Source organism: Duganella sp. Leaf61 (genome assembly GCF_001421905.1).
Lineage (GTDB): Bacteria > Pseudomonadota > Gammaproteobacteria > Burkholderiales > Burkholderiaceae_D > Rugamonas > Rugamonas zoogloeoides.
In genome coordinates, this window is sequence record NZ_LMLM01000012.1 from 419736 (window position 1) to 440454 (window position 20719).

The window sequence follows — 20719 nt, forward strand, 5'->3', positions numbered from 1 at the left end:
GTAGCAAAATAACATGCAGACACAGGTGTGTCAAATGAACTTTTCCCTAGTAAAATAACGGCAAACCGCAGTTTCACTACCGATTTTTGTAGTCAAATGTAGCCAAACAACAAAACGACGGGGCACCACACTGACATGATACGCATTTCCTTCTCCCAACTCGCCACCAGTGTACCGCTGGTCGTCCTGGCGCTGGCCCCGGCGGCCGCTGCCGAGCGCACTTTCGAGTCAATGGTGGCCGCCAGTGGCCAGCTCGACATCCGCACCAGCGATGGCCGCTACGTGATCAAGCCCTACTCCGCCGCCATCATGGAGACCACCTTCATCCCCGCCGGCGAAGCGTTCGATCCGGCCTCGCACGCGGTCGTGCTGGCGCCAGCGGCAGTCAAGGCCACGGTCCAGGACCAGGGGGATCGCATCGAATACGCCACGCCCGGCATCGCGGTCACCATCACCAAGTCGCCGCTGCGCATCAGCTACAGCTACAAGGGCAAACCGCTGGTGGCGGAAAAGCGCGGCTACCTGAAAGTGCGCGACGACGTGGTCACCGGCAGCAAGGACATCAACAAGGGCGAAGCGCGCGAACTGGACGCCATCGAATTTGCGCTCGACGCCAATGAGGCGCTGTACGGCGCCGGCGCGCGCGCCGTGGGCATGAACCGGCGCGGCAACCGCTTTACCTTGTACAACAAGGCCGACTACGGCTACGGCGCCACGTCCAAGCAGCTCAACTACGGCATGCCGATTGCCATGTCGTCCAAGCTGTACGCGCTCCACTTCGACAACGCCCAAACCGGCTACCTCGATTTCGACAGCAGGAAGGACAACAGCCTGACCTGGGAAACCATCGGCGGCCGCAAGACTTACCAGGTGGTGGCCGGCGACACCTGGCAGGACGTGGTGGGCAACTACACCAGCCTGACCGGCAAGCAGCCATTGCCGCCGCGCTGGGCCTTCGGCAACTTCGCCATGCGCTTCGGCTACCACACCGAGGCCGAGGCGCGCAAAACGGTCAACCAGTTCGCCCTCGATGACATCCCGCTCGACGCCATCGTGATGGACCTGTACTGGTTCGGCAAGGAGGTCAAGGGCACCATGGGCAACCTGGCCTGGGACAAGGACAGCTTCCCCACCCCCACCGGCATGATCGCCGACTTCCAGAAACAGGGCGTGCAGACGGTGGTGATCTCGGAGCCGTTCATCGTCAACACGTCGAGCCGCTGGCAGGAAGCCGTCGATAAAAAAATCCTCGGCACAGGGCCGGATGGCAAGCCGCTGTCGTACGATTTCTTCTTCGGCCACACGGGCCTGATCGACATCTTCGGCACGCCAGGCCGCGACTGGCTGTGGGATATCTATAAAGGCCTGCGCCAGCAGGGCGTCAAGGGCGTCTGGGGCGATTTGGGCGAGCCGGAACTGCACCCCACCGCCATGCGCCACGCCACCGGCAGCGCCGACGAAGTCCACAACATCTACGGCCACCAGTGGGCGCGCCTGGTGGCCGAGGGTTACCAGAAGGACTTCCCGACCGAGCGGCCCTTCATCCTGATGCGCGCCGGGTATTCGGGCACGCAGCGCTACGGCATCATCCCGTGGTCGGGCGACGTCGATCGCAGCTGGGGCGGTTTGCAGTCGCAACCCGAGATCGCGCTGCAAATGGGCATGCAGGGCGCCGGCTATATGCACTCGGACCTGGGCGGCTTCGCCAACCCGGTCGAAGACGATGAACTGTATGCGCGCTGGCTCCAGTACGGCGTGTTCCAGCCCGTGTTCCGCCCGCACGCGCAGGAAGAAGTGCCGTCGGAACCGGTGTACCGCAACGCGGCAACCAAGGCGCTGGCGCGCACCGCGATCCGCCTGCGCTACGCGCTGCTGCCGTATAACTACACGCTGGGCTTCGAAAACAACCAGCGCGGCCTGCCGCTGATGCGCCCGATGGTGTACGAGGAACCAGGCAATCCCAAGGCACAGTCGATGTCGTCCACCTACCTGTGGGGCAAGGACTTCCTGGTGACGCCGGTCATGACCAAGGGCGCCAGCACGGCTGATGTGTACTTCCCGGCCACCGCCGCCTGGTTCGACTTTTATACCGGTGAGCGCCATCCGGGCGGCGCCAGCAAAACCGTGGCATTGAAGGCCGACCACATTCCCGTGTACGTGCGCGCGGGCGCCTTCATTCCGATGACGGCCGTGGTGCAGACCACGCGCGACTACAACACGCGCCGCATCGCCCTGCACTACTACCACGACGCCTCGGCCACCGCCGGCAGCGGCCAGCTGTATGACGACGACGGCGCCACCGCGCAGGCCTACGAACAGGGCAAGTACGAACTGCTGCGCTTTGCCAGCGTACTCAAAGGCCGCACCTTGACCTTGAACGTGGCGTCGGAGCTGGGCCGGCAGCAAACCCGCCAGCCCCGCGCCTTCGATGTCAGCGTGCACAACGTGGCGAACAAGCCGGCCAGCGTGAAGGTCGATGGCAAGGCTGCTGCCTTTGCGTGGGATGCTGCCAGCAAGCTGTTGACGGTGACCTTGCCGGCCAATGCGGCAGCTGCAAGAAGCGTGGTGGTAACGCTGTAACTAAGGCTGTAACCAAGCTGTAAATCAAGCTATAAAACGCATCGAGCGCTTCACACGCCCAAGGAGTGTGAAGCGCTCGATGCTATCGAACTACAACCGCCGGTGATCAGGTGCGCTGATACACGTCCTCGAAACGGACGATGTCGTCTTCGCCGAGGTAGCTGCCGGACTGCACTTCGATCAGGTGCAGCGGCAACTTGCCCGGGTTTTCCAGGCGATGGTTCATGCCGATCGGAATATAGGTCGACTGATTTTCCGACAACAAGGTGACGTTCTCGCCGCACGTCACGCGCGCCGTACCGCTGACCACGATCCAGTGCTCGGCGCGGTGATGGTGCATTTGCAGCGACAGCTTGCCACCCGGATTGACGGTGATGCGCTTGACTTGGAAGCGCTCGCCGATGTCGATACCCTCGTACGAACCCCACGGGCGATACACCTTGGTGTGGTGCAGGTGTTCGGTACGGCCGTCGGTGTTGAGATGCTCGACTACTTTCTTGACGCGCTGCACGTGGTCGCGGTGAGTCACCAATACCGCGTCGGCGGTTTCCACGACCACCAGGTCCTGCACACCGATAACGGCCACGATACGGCTTTCAGCGCGCACCAGGCTGTTGGTCACGCCGTCCAGGTACACATCGCCACGACTGGCGTTACCCTCGGCGTCGCGCTGCTGCACTTCCCACAGCGCCGACCACGAGCCGACATCGTTCCAGCCGATGTCGGCAGCCACCACGACCGCACGGCGCGTGTGCTCCATGACCGCGTAATCGATCGATTCGGACGGCGACGCGGCGAACGATGCTTCGTCCAGGCGGCAAAAGTCGAGATCGCGGTACGCCATGCGCACTGCTTCGGCAGCGGACGCTTCCATGGCTGGCTGCAGGGCGCGCAGCTCGTCCAGATAGGTTTTGGCCTGGAACAGGAACATGCCGCTGTTCCAGTAGTACGCGCCGTCTGCCAGGAAGCCCTCGGCGGTGGCCAGGTCAGGCTTCTCCACGAAGCGTTCGACGCTGTAGCTGCCGGACTCGGCAACTACTGGCGCACCGCGCCGGATATAGCCATAACCGGTTTCAGGAGCGGTAGGCACGATACCGAACGTGGCCAGCGCGCCATCCTTGACCAGTTCGGCCGCGTGCGCGATCGCTGCATGGAAGCCGGTGCGGTCGTTGATGACATGGTCGGCCGGCAGTACCAGCATGATCGCATCGGGATCTTGCGCCAGCAGGAAATGGGCGGCGGCAGCCACCGCAGGCGCGGTATTACGACCGACACATTCGAGCAATATGCCCAGCGGTGTAATGCCAATTTCGCGCATTTGTTCAGCCACCATGAAGCGGTGCTCATTGCCGCAGACGATCAGCGGCGCCGCCACTGTAGCGCCCTCGGGCAGGCGCAACACGGTCTCCTGCAGCATGGAGCGTTCCGATACCAAGGGCAATAATTGCTTCGGCATCAACGCGCGCGACAGCGGCCATAAACGGGTACCGGCGCCGCCGGACAAAATGACTGGATAAATTTTCAAGTGATATTCTCTTTCTGAGCTACGACTACCGCGTCGATACCATGCTTGCTGCGGCGGCCCCATACTTTGGTTAATTCAATTCGAGTGTTGCTCGGTGCGACAACATTATATAGCCTGTCACCATCGGCACCAGGCCGGCGCCATCTTGACATTTTCACTAGTATCCCACTTGTAGCGGCGGCGAACAAAAAAAAACCTCCGCCGGTTTCCCCGCGGAGGTCCAAATACACTGCGGAGACAGCAGCTTAGAACTTGTAGTTCACGCCCGCGATCACGGTACGACCATACTTCGCATATTCCAACTGCTGGGCGCGGTCGCCGTTATAGGTTTCGTAGGCGGCGTTGCGCAGGTTGTTCACTTGCAGCACCAGACCCACCCCCTTCATCGCACCGGTATTGAAGGTATAGCCGATCTGGAAGTCGACGATGTTTTCACCGACAACATAGCGCAGCGCGCGGTCGTTGGAGAAGTTGCCGATCTCGCCGACGAAGTCGGAACGGCGACGCTGGCTCACGCGGGTTTCGAAACCATCCTTCTCGTAGTAGGCGGTCAGGTTGGTCGTGCGCTTGGACAGGCCCGGCAGAGGAATGTTGTTGCCGATGCTGCCGCTTGGATCTTCGATGGTGATCTTGCTGTCGGTATAGGTGGCGCTGGCCGACACACCGAAGCCGTCGAGGGTCTTGGTCAGCATGTTCAACGGCATCGAGCCCGACAGTTCCAAGCCTTTCAGGATACCGCCATTGCCGTTATAGGCAGCGCTATAGTCACCGATGCGCGAGCGCAGCGGCTGGCCATTGGTCATCAGGAAGTCGGCCGGGAAATAGTTCGAGAAATCGGTACGACGGGTCTGGGTGAAGATGTACGTGTCGAGTTTCTTAAAGAAGCCCGCCACCGCAAAATACGCCTTCTTGTCGAAGTACTTCTCGTACGAAATGTCGAATGCCTTGGCGCGCCACGGATCGAGCTGCGCATTGCCGCCGCTGCCGTTTGGTTCGCCCTTGGTGGTATCGACGTTGATTTCCAGCGCCGAACGCAGCTGGTCCACGCGCGGGCGCGCCAGTTGCTTGGCCAGGGCCACGCGCACGGTCTGCTGGCCGTCGAAACCGAACGCCAGGTTCATGCTTGGCAGGATGTCGGTGTAGCTCTTGCCATCATGAATCGGCTGGATCTGGTTGCCGGCTGGTTTGCTGTTGTCCAGGTAGCGCGAGTCCGACGACTGCTTGGTGTTCTGCATCTGCACGCCGATGTTGCCACGCAGACTCACCGCAGGCGACAGCTCCGCATCGATATTCGCCTTGGCAAACGTCGTGACGACCTTCTCGTTGACGGTCCACGCTTTTGGAATCAGGTAGGTCAGGTCTGCGCTTGGACGGAACGACATGTACTGGCTGACGAAGCCTGGCACGTTCCAGCTCGGAATCGAACCGGCGCCGGCGAAGCCGAGATCGATCGAACCGTATTGCAGGTTGCCCGGCACGGCCACTGCGCCGCCAACCAGGTCGATGGCGCCTTCGGCTTGGGTCTTGCTCTTGCTGCGGTCGGCGTAGTTGACGCCGAAGTCAAAGCTCGAGAATGCTTTTTCCAGCTCTCCCGATGCGCGTACATTTGCGGTCAGCTTGGCGCCTTTCAGCTCGTCTTCCACGCTCGGCACCTTGCCGTAGCCCGAGCCGTAGATGGTGTTACCCACGTACAGGTTGTTCGAGTTGCTGTAGTCGAGGCCCGGGGTCAGTTGCGAGAAGCCGCCATTGCCGTAGCCTAGGTTGACTTTGTCCAGGATGGCCGACGCGCCGCCATTGCTGTATTGCAGATTGTTTTCCAGACCGGTCTCGTTGCGCTTGGCCTTGGAGTAATTGATGTCGCCGAAGATGGTCCAGTCGCTCGACTTGTACTCGTTGCTCCAGCCGAAGGCGCGGATGTCATCCTTGCGCTTGTTGTACATGCCACGCACCAGCGGACGCACATTGTTGAGCGTGCCGCCAGCGATGGTGCCATTGTTGACCGTGACCGGGTTATAGTTCGACTCCGACTGTGACAGGGAAATTTCCAGCTGGTTGGCGGTCTCCTCAGCCTTGAAGCGCGACGCATACACATCGATGATGCTGGTCCATTGCTTGTTCGGACGGTACTGCAGCACGCCCATCAGGCCGTCGCGTTCGTTGCGCCCGCTGCGGGCCACGGCCTTGATGCCATCCGAAGCGAAGGTGCCGGCCGGCAGGCCAGTGCGCGTATCGCGCTTCCATGGCTCGTACAGGCCCGTCTCGTTCGACAGGATCGGGGTTTCCAGGCGGGCGTAGCCCAGCGCCACACCGATGGTGCGGTCGGCAAACTGGTCGATGTAACTGGCCGAGAAGCGGGTGCCGGTATCCTTGGCGTTACCGATCTTGCCCAGCGAATTTTTCTCGCCGCGGGCGTTGAGCGCCACGGTGCGGCCGGAGAATGCCAGCGGACGCACGGTTTGCATGTCGATGGTGCCCGACAGGCCCTGGCCGACCAGGCCGGCGTCCGGGGTTTTATAGACGGTCACGCCCGCCATCAGTTCCGACGGATACTGGTCGAACTCGACGCTGCGGTTGTCGCCGGTCGAAACTTGCTCACGGCCGTTCAACAGGGTGGTGGCAAAGTCCGGCGACAGACCGCGCACGCTGATCACCTGGGCACGACCGGCCACCCGCTGGGCAGACAGGCCAGGCAGGCGCGAGATCGACTCGGCGATACTGACGTCGGGCAGCTTGCCGATGTCTTCGGCGGAGATCGCCTCAACGATGGAATTCGAATCCTTTTTGACCGAGATGGCGTCCTCGATACCGCGACGGATACCAGATACAACCACGGATGCGATCGGCGCCTGGGCCGCCGCAGGGGCTTCCTCGGCTGGCGCGGTCTGGGCGAAAGCTGGCATGGCGAAGGCGGCGACAAACAACGCGCACCCCGCTGCGACCGGATTGAGTTGGAAGGCAGCTGTGCTGCGCTTGTTGGCGAAGATACTCATTGATGTCCCCTCTACACGACACTAATAATTTCTCTGTAGTCAACGACTACATGAGAACCAAGAAAATAACGTTCTAAAGACGTTCCGAGAAGAATTTTGTACTAAAACTAGATTCGATGTCAATTGAACTTCCTGCCAACTACACTTTACCACTGGCGCCATACGGGGCTTAGCCTGGGATCACGCGGTTCTCGTTGTATTTCAGCTACAATACTTCGTCAAAGCATATGTAGCAGAACTACAGTTTTCTCGCAAAAACCATCCATTTCTGAAAGCAAATGCCAGAAAACTGCCTTTCCTAAAAAATCGCCGTGTAGTACGACTACGAACGGCAACGGAGAACCTCATGCACACCACACAATTACAACTGCGGGCGCTGGTCACCGCCCTCCCCATGGCGCTGGCCCTGCCCGCCGCCATGGCGCAAACCCCGGCCAGCACCACGGCGCACTACCCCACCTGGGACGGCCAGCAGAACACCGTGCGCTATGCCACGCCCGACGCCGGCGCTGTCCTGCGCAACTACACGCACGCGACCACCCAGCGCGTACGCCAGGGCGAGGCCCTTGATGGCAAGCAGGAAACCGGCTACGCGGAAACCGCGCAACTCCCCACCGTGCGCACTGGCAATCTCGGTTTCGACGCGCTGTTCGCGCTGGCAGGCGTGGAAATGCGGCGCGATGCGGTCAGCCAGATCCAGGACGGCAGCTACAACGGCGGCCAGCCGATCGCCTGCGATTGTTTCAAGACCGGTGAACTGTGGCATTACGTGTGGACCCGCGACCTGTCGTACGCCGCCGCGCTGTCGCTGGCCATGCTCGACCCGCAACGCGTGCGCAACTCGCTAGCATTCAAACTGGCCGGCTACCGCGCCGGCGTCACGCCCGGCCCCGAAGTAGCAGGCACGGCCGACGGCCTGCAAATCGTCCAGGACACGGGCAGCGGCGGCAGCTGGCCGGTCAGCACCGACCGGATGAGCTGGGCCTTCGGCGCCGACGAAGCGTTGAAGGCGCTGCCGCCCGCCGAGCGCCAGGCATTTGCCGTCACGGCACTGAAAGCCCTGCGCAACACGCTGGAGAACGACCGCCTCGCCGCCTTCGATCCGGTGGATGGCTTGTACAACGGCGAGCAATCGTTCCTCGATTGGCGCGAACAAAGCTATGCCGCCTGGATCCCCGGCGACCTGGCCAGCATGGCCACCGCCAAGGCGCTTTCCACCAACGTCGCCCATCACCAGGCGCTGACCCTGGCCGCCAAACTGGCGCGCGAGCAGGGCGAGTCCGCACCGGCCGCGCGCTACGCCGGCTGGGCTGCCGACCTCAAGGCAGCCATCAACCGCCGCTTCTGGCAGGCCGACGCCGGCATGTACAGCAGCCTGACAGCCGGCCACTTCGACGGCGCCGCACTCTACAAGTACGACTGGCTCGGCCAGTCGCTGGCCATCCTCCACGGCATCGCCGACCCCGCGCAGGCGCAAAGCATCCTCGCCCGTTACCCGCACGGACCACTTGGTGCGCCCGTGATCTTCCCGCAGCAGCCGGGCGTGGCGGTGTATCACAACCGCGCCATGTGGCCGTTCGTCACGGCGCACGGCCTGCGTGCCGCCGCCATGACCGGCAACGTAGCCGTGGCCGATGCCGCCTACGACACCTTGCTGCGCGGCGCCGCCCTCAACCTGTCGAACATGGAAAACTTCGAATGGCTGTCGGGCGAACCGCTGCTGGCCGACAAGCAGGCGCAAGCGGACCTGAGCGGGCCCGTGGTCAATTCGCGCCAAATGCTGTGGTCGATCGGCGGCTACCTGGGCATGGTGGTGGGCGAGATCTTCGGCGTGCACACCACCGACACCGGCCTCGCCCTGCGGCCGTTCGTGACGGCCAAGCTGCGGCGCGAAGCGTTCGGCGCCAGCGACACTGCCACCCTGAACAACCTGCAACTGCGCGGCAAACGCCTGCAGGTCAAGCTGCTGTTGCCACCGCTCGCCACAGCACCTGTGGGCCGGCAAGGCTATTACGCCATCGACCGCATCACCGTGAACGGCCAGCAGGTCGGTGCGGCGCTGGACTGGTCGGCGCTGGCGGACGATAACCTGGTCGAGATCCGCCTGGGAGCACTGCTGCCCGGCCAGCAGGCGATCCGCCGCGTGGACGGCCAGCCGTACCAGGCCGATCCCGCGCTGTATGCGCCGTTCGAGCCGCGCGCCACGCTGGCACCGAGAACCAGGGGCGCCACCACAGTGCGCATCGCCTACCCCGGCGACACCCAGGGCGTGGTGTACAACATTTACCGCAACGGCCAGCAGGTCGCACAGGGCTTGAGCGCCAGCACCTGGACCGACCGCTCACCGGGCAAGACCGGCAACGCCTGCTATGCGGTGGAAGCGATTTACACAAGCTCGGGCAACCGCAGCCACCACAGCGCACCAGCATGCGTGCAAGCCGGCCAGACCATCGGCGCCGGTGACGCGCGCGTGCGGTCTAACCTCCGCGCCGAGACCAGGACCGGCCGCATTTCCCACTGGGGAGCCCCCGCCGACACCTTTAGCGTGCGCAAGATCCGTATCGCACGCGGCGGCGACTATGCGCTGCAAATTCTGTATCGAAATACCGCGCACCAGATCAACCTGGGCATCAGCGGCGGCGTGAAATGGCTGGCGGTGATGGATGCAGCTGGACGCCAGATGGCAGGTGGCGTGGTGCAAATGCCACACTCGCCTGAAAGCGCGGGGCCGTCATACTCGACTCCGCTGCACGCCAACCTGGAGCCGGGTAACTACCGGCTCGAGTTGCGCGATTTTTACAATATGAGTTACTTACAGAGCAATAGTACTTATGGCGATGCCGGCGGCGCCCAAGGGGCGTCCAACCATGTCGATCTGTACGGGGTACGCATCATGCCCGCTTTTCGTCCGGAGCCTCAGGCAAGCCTGTTCGGTGATACCATCACGCGCCCAAACGGCCTTGACGCCGATAAATGACCAGCGCTAAACCCGCGCTGATCCGCTCAGTCTTGTCGCGCAAATATCACAATCAATGCAAAAACAACGCAAGGTTATCAATAATCACTTGCAATTTAGAAATTATTTTCCATATCCAATTGATTGATAAACAAAAGCCGGTACAATGGCTATCGTAGTCAAGATGTCTCTTTACTTACCTCAGAGGACCAACATGAAAAAAATCGCTATCACCGCCGCAGTTCTGGCATTCGCCGCTGGCCAAGCTTTCGCTCAAACCGCACCTGCTCCAGCTGCTGGCACCACCACGACCGGCGCTGCTGGCGCTGGTGCCGGTGCTGGCGCCGGTACTGCTGCCGGCGTTGGTGCCGCAGCTGGCCTGAGCACTGGTGCCTTGGTTGCTATCGGCGCAGCCGTAGCAGCTGTTGGCGCGGCTGCTTCGGATTCGAACTCCGGCACCACCCACCACGCAACCAGCCACCACGCTCGTTAATTATTGCGGTTGCTACCGTGCCACGTGGTACGGTAATGATCGTGCACTGCGGCCGGCCCTTGGGCCGGCCGCAGTTTTCTTGTTCTCCCCCATGAAAAACCAGCCCTTCTACAGGCGCCTCGGGTTTGCGTGGCATGGCATCGTCAGTGCATGGCGCACCGAAATGAGTATGCGCCAACAATCTGCCGCCGCCGTGGGTGTCATCATCACCCTGCTATGGCTGCGACCTGCCCCCGTGTGGTGGGCCCTGTTGTTGCTCAATTGCGGCCTGGTACTAGCTGCGGAGTTATTCAATAGCGCGCTCGAGCATGCGCTCGACCATTTGCATCCCGCCCCCCATCCCGCCATAGGCCTGGCCAAAGACTGTGCAGCAGGTGCCGTATTGTTGCTCAGCGTCACTGGAATTGCTTTATTTACATGTTTTTTGTACGAAACATTTCTTGTGCAATATTGACGTGTTGCGTCGCAACATCGCTCGCTTAGCAAATATGGAATGTTACATGAGCGAAATTGCAGAGACTTCCCCCGGCAAGTACAATGCCTTAACGTTTAAATTTCTTTTTTCAACAACACAATGAAGCGATCACATGATCGTATTTGATACCGTGATTCCACACACCAGCGGCGTATGCCGTCGTAGCTTGCAGCGTGCAATCTGCACAAATGTCGCCCATTCCGGCGTCAATTTCTTTTTCGCAGGGAGCCGCGACGCATGAAGCCAATTGATGCATTCCTTCTGCCAAGCAAAGCCTGGCATGCCAGTAAGGTCGCCGAGCGCAATTTGCTGCTTGGCAGCGACCTGCTGGCAATGGCAATGACCACCGCGCTGACCCATGTCCTGATGCTGCTCACGGGCATCTCTGCCGGTGACAGTGTCAATGGCGCGTTGGTGTCACTGTATCTGGCACCACTGGCGCTGGTGATTTTCTGGACACAGGGTCATTACAGCAAACGTAAGCCTTATGCCCGCGAAGTGCGCGAACTGCTGCACGCGTGTGTCGGCTTGCTCCTGGCGCAGGTGGCGCTGGCATTTTTCAGCGATTGGGAAATGCCCCGCCTGTTGCCACTGGTGCAGTGGACGCTGGCACCGATTCTGCTGCTGAGCCTGCGCGCAATCCTGAAATTCACCATGCTGCGGCACGGCAGCTGGAGCCGTCCGATGGTCATCGTCGGTACTGGCGCCAATGCCCGTGAAACCGCGCGCGTGTTCGAAGCCGAACGCCTGATGGGCTATCACCTGATCGCCTTCCTGGACCTGCCAGGCAGCGCGCCTACTGCCACCCAATATCACGATCGTCGCGGCCGCTCGGTGCCGTGCCTGCACCTGGGCTCGCAAACCGATATCACCCTCAAGCAGCTCGGCTCGCCGCACGTGGTGTTGGCGCTGGACCAGGGCGGCATGGAATCGTCGCAAATGCTGATCCAGCAACTGAGCCGCGATTGTGCCAACCTGCAAATCGTGCCGTCCCTGCGCGGTCTGCCGCTGCACGGCATGTCGATCAACCATTTCTTTGCCCACGACATCATGGTGCTGGGTATGCGTAACAACCTGGCGCAGCGCGGCCCCCAGATGCTCAAGCGTGCGTTCGATGTGTTCTGTTCTACCCTGCTGCTGGCCATGACTTCCCCGCTGTTCCTTTGGGTGGCAATCCAGGTAAAACTCGGTGGCGGTGGCGGCGTGTTCTTCGGCCACATGCGTATCGGACAGAATGGTGTGCCATTCCCTTGCTACAAGTTCCGTACGATGGCAGTAAACGCCGATGTCCTGTTGAAAGAATTGCTGGCAAACGATCCTGTCGCCCGCGAAGAGTGGGAACGCGACTTCAAGCTGAAGAATGATCCACGCGTAACCAAGATCGGTCGCTTCCTGCGTAAGACCAGTCTCGATGAATTGCCACAATTGTGGAACGTGCTCAAGGGTCAGATGAGCTTGGTCGGTCCGCGTCCGGTCATCCAGGCGGAGCTGGAACGTTATGGCGACCAGGTGGGTTACTATCTCGAGGCCCGACCGGGCATCACCGGTTTGTGGCAAACTAGCGGACGTAACGATGTGAGCTATGAAACCCGTGTTAACCTCGATGCTTGGTACGTCAAAAACTGGTCGATGTTTACCGACCTGGTGATCTTGATCAGAACGTTCAAGGTGCTGGTTGTCAAAGATGGCGCTTATTAGCCTGTTCGTTCTCGAATAAACTCAGCAATTTGCGCCTGTCAGCAGGCGCTTTTCCATTGTGACACTGACAGGTAGCAAATGCGCGGTACATGCCGCGCATGTTAGCTGTCACGACTTTCAAAACCACCCAAGCAAAGCAAACAAGGCAAGGACACTGCGGTCACTAAAGCGTCGTCGGCCGTGGTTAAAGCTGAGCTCCGACAGCTTAAGTCGGCGCGACAATGATGGAGATGATTGCAGTAGCGCGTCCAATGCCATTGCTCTCCGACCATGACCGCCAGCCAATCGAAATATATTCAGGGCAATCACTAACTGCTTTATATACCATCCCTGCTTGATCAACGCTACCCGACGTTTCAAACCGGCAACGCCACCGCGGGCCCCCATATCGTTATTATCGTGCTGACGATACCGCATCGCAGGAGCCGGGTCGAAATGCCAGAGACCACCATTGGTCCGGACGAGGATATAAATAAGCCAATCGTGAAAATGAAACTCTGCCAGCGCAGCGGCATGCTGCCGGCAGAACAACTGCACGTTGTTCATGACTGCAACTGGCAGCACGAAGGTGCATCCTTGACCAGCGCCCTCGAAAATAAAATCGAGCTCCCTGGTATGGGGAGACTGCCCCAGAAGGCGCTCTTTACCATTCGGCCAGATTGCAGTTACCGCGGCAGAGTAACCGAGCGCCCCGGTGCTTCGCAGAGCCGAAATTGCCCTGCTCATTTTATCGAGGTACCAGATGTCATCCTGATCGGCCAAGGCAACGTAGTCGAACCCGGAAAAATCGGCCTTTGCGATCAATTTGCGAAAATTCGCGCCAGCAGACCCTGTGCCGACCTCGTTGAGGCGAACAGTTACTCGTTCCGGATGCTTGGTGGCATAATCGGTGATGATTGCAGGCGTGCCATCCGAGGACTTGTCGTCCTGAATCAGCAGTGAGATGTGAACATCTTGCTGCGCAAGAATTGTGTCGAGTTGCTCTCGGATCCAGTTCGCGCCATTACGGCAGGCTAGTAACACCAATATTTTTTTTTTATTTGACATAGATACTTCGTTAAATTTTATGAGGAGTACATTGGCCAACTTAAAGGCTGCTCAGCACGTCCCAGTAACCTCGGCCCGTTTGATCCCATGAGAATTGAGCGGCGCGAACCAGGCCTTCAGCGCGTAGGCGTGCGTGCAATTGGGTGTCGCTGCACAGACGACGCATTCCAGCCGCGATGTCGGTAGCATCGTGGGGGTTGACCAACAGTGCGGCACCACCCGCCACCTCAGGAAGGCATGAAACGGTTGAAGTCAACACTGGCGTACCGCTGGCCATTCCCTCGATAACCGGCAATCCGAAACCTTCGTACAGCGATGGAAAGGCCACCATGCAAGCGCCGCGATAGAGTGCAGGCAGATTGGCTTCTTCGACAAAACCAAAGTAATGAATGCTGCCTTCAATGCCATACTGGCGCTCGAGGGCACCCATCAGATCATCTTTTTTGCCGGTAAGACCTAAAACATATCCTTCTTTAGCAAGGCCGCTTTCGGCGAAGGCCTTGACCAGACCATCGATGTTCTTGTTACGCCGGCGATTGCCTATATACAGAATATATGGACGACCTATGTCAGTCACCGGACCTTCGGGAGTAAAGGCGGGGTCCACACCGTTATATATGCGCACCACTTTTTCTGCGGGCAATTTGGCCCATTCAATGATCTCATTCCTGGCATGATCAGAGACTGTAAAAATCACATCAACCGTGCTTAAAAGCGGTTTGATTACTGCGTTGTAATAAGCTTTATGCTTCCAATCGAAGTAATGGAGATGCGTCAGATCATGGATTGTAATCGCACTAGGAACTCCAAATGAGGTGACGGGTGGAATGAATCCAGGAGACCAGAATTTATCAGCACCGGACTTTTTTATGCTGAGCGATAACGCCGCCGTCGTCAGTATTGCCGAATTCGGCTTCCCTTCGCGGATGCTGATCAACTCAACTTGCTTTGGCTTTCTAGCAAGCACCTCGTTCAACATTCTTCCTATCCCGGTGGGACCGCTCCAACTAGATTCAACTGCGATTTTCATATTGCGTGACCCAATAATAACGCTTATTTTAAATTCAGACTCAACGCAATGATCGCTTTGCGATTGTTTTGCGGCTGACGTTGTGTGTGGACAAAATCGCGGACTGGCCCCTTGTTTACCAGCTTGAGCGCATGCACCAGCGACTCGCCATCGGTAAACCGCAAACGTTTTTTTGTCACCCCGCGCATGCCAGTAATGTCGCGGACCACACATGGCAATCCGCGCGCGGTGAACTCGCGCACGACCAGCGGTTCGCCTTCCCAGCGCGAGTTCATGATCAAGCTGTCTTCAGTGCCCACGAATGTATCCACGCCGGCAACCGACATCCAGGGCTGGAAAGCTACCTTGATATGCTTGGCAGCTTGGGCTTTGGCAACGATCGCCGCACGGTCGGGACCATCACCGATCATGACCACGTCGGCATATGGATTGTCTTGGTGGTCGAGCAATTCGATCATTTCGACCAGTCCTTTCTGACCATCGTCGAATCGTCCCAGGAAGATCAGGCGCTTACCTTTGGTAGTGACCGGCGCGTGTACCGTCTGGATCGCGTTCTCCAGTACCCTCACAGGACGCCCGTAATGTTTGCGCAGAAGGTGGGCCTGGATGCGGTTGATGGTAAGGTACTCATCGACCACGCCCGCCATCCGATTGACGATGACGTTATAGACACGGCCCACCATGCCATGGGACAGCGAACGATCGATATACATCGGCACATAGGCCACCACCTTGGTGCTGGACTGGCTAAGTTTCGCGGCTCTTGCAGCGCCGATACAAGCCTCGATCGTACCGCCGCTGACCATTACGGTGGCCGCCTGGGCAAACTCGGGGGCGAGCGCGGCTGCGATGTCCGGCGCCGAGCGCCACTGATGCCACACCTTTCCCTCAGAGCCGAATGCAACATGATGCACTGGACAGCTAAGCGTAGAAAAGTACACATGGGTTGCTGCGGCGTGGCAAACAACCTCCACTTCGTCGTGAATCGCACACAGATCTTCTAAAATAGTTTTGAGTTGAATTTCATGTCCGCCAACTACTTGTCCAGAAACCACTACTAGGATCTTACGTCCCATAAATTCAAACTTTCATCGAATTGATAGGGGAGCACCCATCATTTTTCATTTTAAGATCAGTAAATTTTTTACGAGAGATGATGTAGACAAAAAATGCAAGAACTATATGCTCAGGCAACAAATTACCAACCCCGATAGGTATTAGGACGATTCCGATCAGATAACATAGCAGAATAAAATCACCCGGATTTCCGTACATCCGCAGCCGGGCAATGAGCGTTCGAGACGACATCCCACCAATGAATCCTGCAATTGTGGATAATGGTATAACCAGCAAACCTACATCGGCATAAAAGGCACCCACACCGAACGAAGGAACACCTGCATCACGGTAAAAGGAATCTGGAAAATACTGCAAGGCAAGAGCAAAACTTCCAAAATCTTTAGGCTTATCTGGATAAAATGCGCGCGGAATACGCGAGAAAAAATTATCCTCGAAGAATATTTTTCCAAATTCGAAACCTCGACTCGAATCAATTAACATCACCGCGTTACGTGTATAATCCGAATAACCTGCCATAACCAATATTAAATCTTCAATTTCAACACCTTTTACCGAGCTATAGAATGCTGTAGCGCCGACCACACCAAATATAACAACAATTACCGACGCCACCCAGAATTTCAATTTTCGTGTTGAAGTGCAAATAAAATAAACCAAAACTACGAACAGAATCGTCATGACTTGCCCTTTACTCCCATGTATGAAAGCAAAAAACGAAGAAAATAGAACAGCAATCGTTTTTAGAGGAGTACCCCACGATGAATTAAATAGGGCTAAAATTAAAAAAATATAGCAAGCGACAGCCGATCCATAATAGCTCAAGCCGAATCCACTTCGTGTTGCTGTATAAATCGCTCTCGGACTCAAAAGATCGCCTGCAAATTCTTTCATCACGGGAAGATAAAGAAAAACCGCAAAAAAGAGAAATACAAGGGCAGGTTTTGTTGTACTTGCAGTCGTGCTTTTTATTAACACAAGAGTTTTCAGCGGTGCTACATACATGTAACCGATAGAAAAAAACAATACCGGCAACGTGTAGACTAAATAAACAATACAATATCCAATTTCAGAGAGGGGGTCGACATTATGATATAGGTAAAACATTTCAAAAATATAGAGCGTAGGCATACTCAGGATAAACATTGGCGTAAGAATATTTAACCAGGACTTACACTTAATTGAAAAAATACAATATATTGACATATTCAACAGGAATGCCAAAAAAACTATAGAAAACTTCATGTCGAATATTCCCAATATTGCAAAGCTGTTAGGGCATCAAATTTTACACGTTCGAAAATTAATTCAAAAATTAACGTCTAAGGCGACGTTTTATGTAAATAGGACTCAAAAATCTCAATATGCCGGTGGCTGTATAAAAACGTGGATATTTACGCAACGCATTTTTTGCCATTTTGAATCGAAATATCTCAAGCATTCGATCCCAATGAGCAAACATTGGAAGATGCCCAACCTGATAATTCTCGTAAAAAGTAATATGATCCTGAAGGAATTCAGGTTTAACCAACGTGGAATTTTTAGAAGCTGAAATAGAATTTTCGCTCACCCTATAGGCGACAAGTGGTTCAGGCAGCCATACAATTTTTTTTCCATGAAGTAACAAATTAATCCACAAAGGCCAATCATCAAGATGAAAAAACCTTCTATCAATTCCACCAACATTTTCAAAATCTTCCTTTTTTAACATTACACTTGGCGCAGGCAACACATTGCGCACCCGAAGGATTTTTAGAAGATCGAGAGTATCGGATTGGATGGCTTTCGCGTCCTCAGGAGAAGGCATGACTTCACCGAAAACGTTTCCCACATGAGAGGACTTTTTAAATGTTTTCATCTGAGAAACTATCACCGAACAATCGTTGTCCGATGCAATTTCCATGAAACGCCGGATCGCACCACCTAACAGCATATCATCACCAGCAATTGGCTTTATCCACTTACCACGAGCAACAGCGTAACCCCGTGCAACGTTTGCACAAATTCCCCCATTTATTTCAGCCTGAATTACCTCGATGCGCTCAAAATTGCCGCCGTTCGCTGAGATCCACTCTGTAACAACCGCGATTGTCAGATCCTTTGATCCATCATCGGCAATGATCACTTCCAAGGCCGGATAATTTTGGTGGAGTAAACTAGCCAGTGTCTCAAGAATCGTTTCTGCGCTATTAAATGTGAGGACGACGATCGAGACCAAGTCGCTCTTCGGAGGCAGAAGTACCGGGGCTGGAATATTTTCTTGCATATGGTGCATATCGTGCATCGACCAATTCAATTCAATTTCATTCATACGACAAAAGAAAACTAGAGCTTTGAAACTATTTCTGGAGCCTTGATCGGGGCTTAAGTCGCCATTCAATCACAACCACATACATAACTACCAAATAGAGAAGGTAATTAAATGCGTATGCCATCGAGACGCCTACAAAGCCAAACTCATGCGTTGCGCATATAGTAAATATATACAAGGAAAATGAAAAAATCACTTCCGTAACAATAAACACTTTCATCATAGCTTTGCCTATTAAAACATAAGCCAGCAGCCAGCTAGCTATTTTAAGAACGTCGCCAATCATTTGCCAACCGAAGAGCTCAGTCATGACCTGAAATTCTGACGAAAATAATATTTTAACAATCGGCGCACGAAGAATAAAAATTACAATCGAACAAAAAATCACCAGTGGCACAATTATTTTAAATGAGCTGCCGATTTCTTTTCGAAGTTCGCTATCATCTTTAATCTCGGCAATTCGAGGAAGATAATATAGCGACAGCGTAGTGGTAACTAAAGATAGATAAATAGTACTTATTTTATTCATGGCATCCCAATAACCAGCATGAGACACGCCGAAAATTGAGATCATCTCACTTCGTATAAGCATTTGGGTAAGAGGCACTGCCAATGCGGCAACTAAAGCCATGGCAACATAACGCACCAGGAGCAGCAACGTGACTTTATCGACTCTACCCCAAAAAGTCGGTAGTCGACACCAGCTCAGGCCGCGGCAAAAATATAAGGTAGTCAAGAGCGCCAACGCCTGTCCCAGACTTAAGGCTATCAACGCACCACGCAAACCCAAAAACCAAGCCAATGTTCCCGAAATCACCAGCCCTATTATGGAACTTGCTATATTGGCGATGACATAGCGGCGTACCTCCTTCTGTCCAGCTAAAACAGCCAAAAGCATGGCGTTCAGACTGATCATTAGCAGACAAGCTGAAAGAAAAATTAGCGCTTCCTGATAATTTTCACCGCCAAAGAGCCACGTATTGATAGGGCTGCTTAGCGCAACGAGAACAACGCCGGCAAATAACGAACCAACTATGGTCATCGTGCCAGCAGTTTGGAATAATTGCTTTTTTCGATCAGGCTGGTCGTAATACTCAGCGGTGTACTTAGTAACGCCTGTATTGATCGCACCGGCTGCGAAGCTGGTTACCATCGCGATAAAGTTTTGGAGCTGCCCAATGGCGGCAAACCCACTAGGACCAAGGTGAATCGCAAATATTTTATTCAGTACAAGTCCGGTCGCCATTCTTACGACCACCGCTATGCCATTCAATAGGCTAGTTTTTAATAAACTCATTCAAATCTATTTTCATATTAAATTAAATGCGCTTATCACCATTTCATGGATTGCATCAGCTGTTCCCAATGAGAAGCATTTTCAGGATTATTCTTGATCCTGACCATTACCTCACGAGCAAACGCATAAAACAATGCAAGAGTAAACGCGACAAAACCTGCGAGCAGCACCATCAGGCTGCGCTTTGGCGACGCCTTTTTATCTGGGACGACAGCAACATCGAGCACCTGCACCAGCGTGCCTTCTTTGGCTTCATCAATCTTCGCCAGTTCAAACTGTTTGGCAAATAACTCCAGCAGTGTTTCCTGGTATTTCACCTCACGCAGATTGCGGACGTATTCCAGGCCCACCTCGGGAATTGCGCGGATCGCCACCGAGATATCACCTTGGCCACCGTTCGCACCGCGCTCGATCTTGCTCAATTGAGCGCGCAATCCAGCCAACTCGGTTTGCGCGCGTTGGAATTCTGGATTGTTGCTGGTGGCAAAAGTGCGCAGTCCACCCAGTGCCACTTCTTTTGCCGCAATTTCAGCCTTGATGCTGGCGGCAGCTTTGATCACACCTTCGGCTTGTTCATTTGGTTTGATCAGACCGGTAGCTTCCTGGGTCTTGCGCAGGTTCATTTCGGCCGTCACCAACTCACCCTTGGTCTGCTGCAGTTGTTTCTCGAAGAACAGTCGGCGGCGCGAGGCTTCAGTCACCGCCACGGTCGACGTCAGCTTTTGCAGTTCACTGACATAGCCGTTCGCAAGGGCGGCAGCCAGCTTCGGATCCTCGTCGGTAACATCGATCATGATGACATTCTCCTTGCTACTCATGATGGAGCTGGCGTTTTGCAGTTCCACCCGAACGTCGGTATGAATCTTCTTGTCGTACACCTGCGCCAACTTGAATTGGGCGATCAAGTTATCGGATACAGTTCTGCTGCCGAGCATGCCGATATAAGTATCGTTGGGATTTTTCAGGGCACCGCCGGCCAGTCCGCTCAAGCTACCCAGCTGCCCCAACAGGGCGCTGGAACCGGACTGCGATTGCGGTGGCAGAACTTGCGCGCGCGCAGTGTATTTGTTCGGTATCAGCAAAGTCAGTCCAGCTACCATTACCATGACCACCACGGTGAACACGACAATCATCTTTTTGTTTTTAGCAAGGACGATCGCCAGATCCAGCAGCCCAATACTGTCGCCGCTGTCGAAATTCTCGCGCTTTTGCAGCGACGCGTCGTTATTCATTGCCATTT

The 20719-nt window shown here is 55.9% G+C and carries 14 protein-coding genes; 4 read left to right on the forward strand and 10 right to left on the reverse strand.

Features of this window, described 5'->3' with window-relative positions:
- The first annotated feature begins 135 nt into the window (after positions 1-135).
- Complete coding sequence (locus ASF04_RS10885; protein WP_056141062.1) at positions 136-2580, forward strand: TIM-barrel domain-containing protein; 2445 nt, start codon at positions 136-138, stop codon at positions 2578-2580.
- 106 nt (positions 2581-2686) lie between these two features.
- Here the strand turns inward: ASF04_RS10885 and ASF04_RS10890 are convergent, their stop codons facing one another.
- Together ASF04_RS10890 and ASF04_RS10895 are read right to left on the reverse strand one after the other, a co-directional pair.
- The gene (locus tag ASF04_RS10890; protein ID WP_156368598.1) at positions 2687-4105 is read right to left on the reverse strand and encodes a mannose-1-phosphate guanylyltransferase/mannose-6-phosphate isomerase; all 1419 of its coding nucleotides are present in this window, start codon (positions 4103-4105) and stop codon (positions 2687-2689) included.
- A gap of 245 nt (positions 4106-4350) precedes the next feature.
- Positions 4351-7095 (reverse strand): TonB-dependent receptor, encoded by a 2745-nt coding sequence (locus tag ASF04_RS10895; RefSeq protein WP_056141070.1) that lies wholly within the window; start codon positions 7093-7095, stop codon positions 4351-4353.
- Positions 7096-7441: 346 nt separating this feature from the next.
- Between ASF04_RS10895 and ASF04_RS10900 the strand changes: the two genes are divergently transcribed.
- Positions 7442-10072 (forward strand): esterase, encoded by a 2631-nt coding sequence (locus tag ASF04_RS10900; protein ID WP_229205002.1) that lies wholly within the window; start codon positions 7442-7444, stop codon positions 10070-10072.
- A 563-nt stretch (positions 10073-10635) separates the two neighbouring features.
- Entirely contained in the window at positions 10636-10998 is a 363-nt protein-coding gene (locus ASF04_RS10905; protein WP_056141072.1) for a diacylglycerol kinase, read from the forward strand.
- A 129-nt stretch (positions 10999-11127) separates the two neighbouring features.
- Here the strand turns inward: ASF04_RS10905 and ASF04_RS27450 are convergent, their stop codons facing one another.
- Positions 11128-11379, reverse strand: a complete 252-nt coding sequence (locus ASF04_RS27450) for a hypothetical protein (protein ID WP_156368599.1) — start codon at positions 11377-11379, stop codon at positions 11128-11130.
- Here ASF04_RS27450 and wbaP point away from each other — a divergent pair.
- The gene (wbaP, locus tag ASF04_RS28175; RefSeq protein WP_229205003.1) at positions 11359-12717 is read left to right on the forward strand and encodes an undecaprenyl-phosphate galactose phosphotransferase WbaP; all 1359 of its coding nucleotides are present in this window, start codon (positions 11359-11361) and stop codon (positions 12715-12717) included. The genes ASF04_RS27450 and wbaP overlap by 21 nt on opposite strands.
- Positions 12718-12834: 117 nt before the next feature.
- Here wbaP and ASF04_RS10915 read toward each other — a convergent pair whose 3' ends face one another.
- From ASF04_RS10915 to ASF04_RS10935, 7 genes are all read right to left on the reverse strand, one after another.
- The gene (locus tag ASF04_RS10915) at positions 12835-13764 is read right to left on the reverse strand and encodes a glycosyltransferase (RefSeq protein WP_156368600.1); all 930 of its coding nucleotides are present in this window, start codon (positions 13762-13764) and stop codon (positions 12835-12837) included.
- 40 nt (positions 13765-13804) lie between these two features.
- Complete coding sequence (locus ASF04_RS10920; protein WP_056141077.1) at positions 13805-14743, reverse strand: glycosyltransferase family 1 protein; 939 nt, start codon at positions 14741-14743, stop codon at positions 13805-13807.
- A 74-nt stretch (positions 14744-14817) separates the two neighbouring features.
- Positions 14818-15870, reverse strand: coding sequence for a glycosyltransferase (locus ASF04_RS10925; protein WP_082488686.1), 1053 nt, complete (start codon positions 15868-15870; stop codon positions 14818-14820).
- 4 nt (positions 15871-15874) lie between these two features.
- On the reverse strand, positions 15875-17116 hold the full coding sequence (locus ASF04_RS27460; protein ID WP_156368601.1) for a hypothetical protein: 1242 nt from the start codon (positions 17114-17116) through the stop codon (positions 15875-15877).
- Positions 17117-17186: 70 nt separating this feature from the next.
- A complete protein-coding gene (locus tag ASF04_RS26750; protein WP_162241433.1) occupies positions 17187-18155 on the reverse strand; it encodes a glycosyltransferase in 969 nt (322 codons plus the stop codon).
- Between the two features lie 55 nt (positions 18156-18210).
- Positions 18211-19479 (reverse strand): O-antigen translocase, encoded by a 1269-nt coding sequence (locus tag ASF04_RS10930; protein WP_082488688.1) that lies wholly within the window; start codon positions 19477-19479, stop codon positions 18211-18213.
- Positions 19480-19514: 35 nt separating this feature from the next.
- A complete protein-coding gene (locus ASF04_RS10935) occupies positions 19515-20711 on the reverse strand; it encodes a Wzz/FepE/Etk N-terminal domain-containing protein (RefSeq protein WP_056141085.1) in 1197 nt (398 codons plus the stop codon).
- Between the last annotated feature and the right edge of the window lie 8 nt (positions 20712-20719).

What these genes read in the sequence shown, in the direction of transcription:
- ASF04_RS10885 (WP_056141062.1), top strand. Translation starts at nt 136, where the DNA reads ATGATACGCATTTCCTTCTCCCAACTCGCCACCAGTGTACCGCTGGTC.
- ASF04_RS10895 (WP_056141070.1), bottom strand. Translation starts at nt 7,095, where the DNA reads ATGAGTATCTTCGCCAACAAGCGCAGCACAGCTGCCTTCCAACTCAAT.
- ASF04_RS10900 (WP_229205002.1), top strand. Translation starts at nt 7,442, where the DNA reads ATGCACACCACACAATTACAACTGCGGGCGCTGGTCACCGCCCTCCCC.
- ASF04_RS10905 (WP_056141072.1), top strand. Translation starts at nt 10,636, where the DNA reads ATGAAAAACCAGCCCTTCTACAGGCGCCTCGGGTTTGCGTGGCATGGC.
- wbaP (WP_229205003.1), top strand. Translation starts at nt 11,359, where the DNA reads ATGACCACCGCGCTGACCCATGTCCTGATGCTGCTCACGGGCATCTCT.
- ASF04_RS27450 (WP_156368599.1), bottom strand. Translation starts at nt 11,379, where the DNA reads ATGGGTCAGCGCGGTGGTCATTGCCATTGCCAGCAGGTCGCTGCCAAG.
- ASF04_RS10915 (WP_156368600.1), bottom strand. Translation starts at nt 13,764, where the DNA reads ATGTCAAATAAAAAAAAAATATTGGTGTTACTAGCCTGCCGTAATGGC.
- ASF04_RS10920 (WP_056141077.1), bottom strand. Translation starts at nt 14,743, where the DNA reads ATGTTGAACGAGGTGCTTGCTAGAAAGCCAAAGCAAGTTGAGTTGATC.
- ASF04_RS10925 (WP_082488686.1), bottom strand. Translation starts at nt 15,870, where the DNA reads ATGGGACGTAAGATCCTAGTAGTGGTTTCTGGACAAGTAGTTGGCGGA.
- ASF04_RS27460 (WP_156368601.1), bottom strand. Translation starts at nt 17,116, where the DNA reads ATGAAGTTTTCTATAGTTTTTTTGGCATTCCTGTTGAATATGTCAATA.
- ASF04_RS26750 (WP_162241433.1), bottom strand. Translation starts at nt 18,155, where the DNA reads ATGCACGATATGCACCATATGCAAGAAAATATTCCAGCCCCGGTACTT.
- ASF04_RS10930 (WP_082488688.1), bottom strand. Translation starts at nt 19,479, where the DNA reads ATGAGTTTATTAAAAACTAGCCTATTGAATGGCATAGCGGTGGTCGTA.
- ASF04_RS10935 (WP_056141085.1), bottom strand. Translation starts at nt 20,711, where the DNA reads ATGAATAACGACGCGTCGCTGCAAAAGCGCGAGAATTTCGACAGCGGC.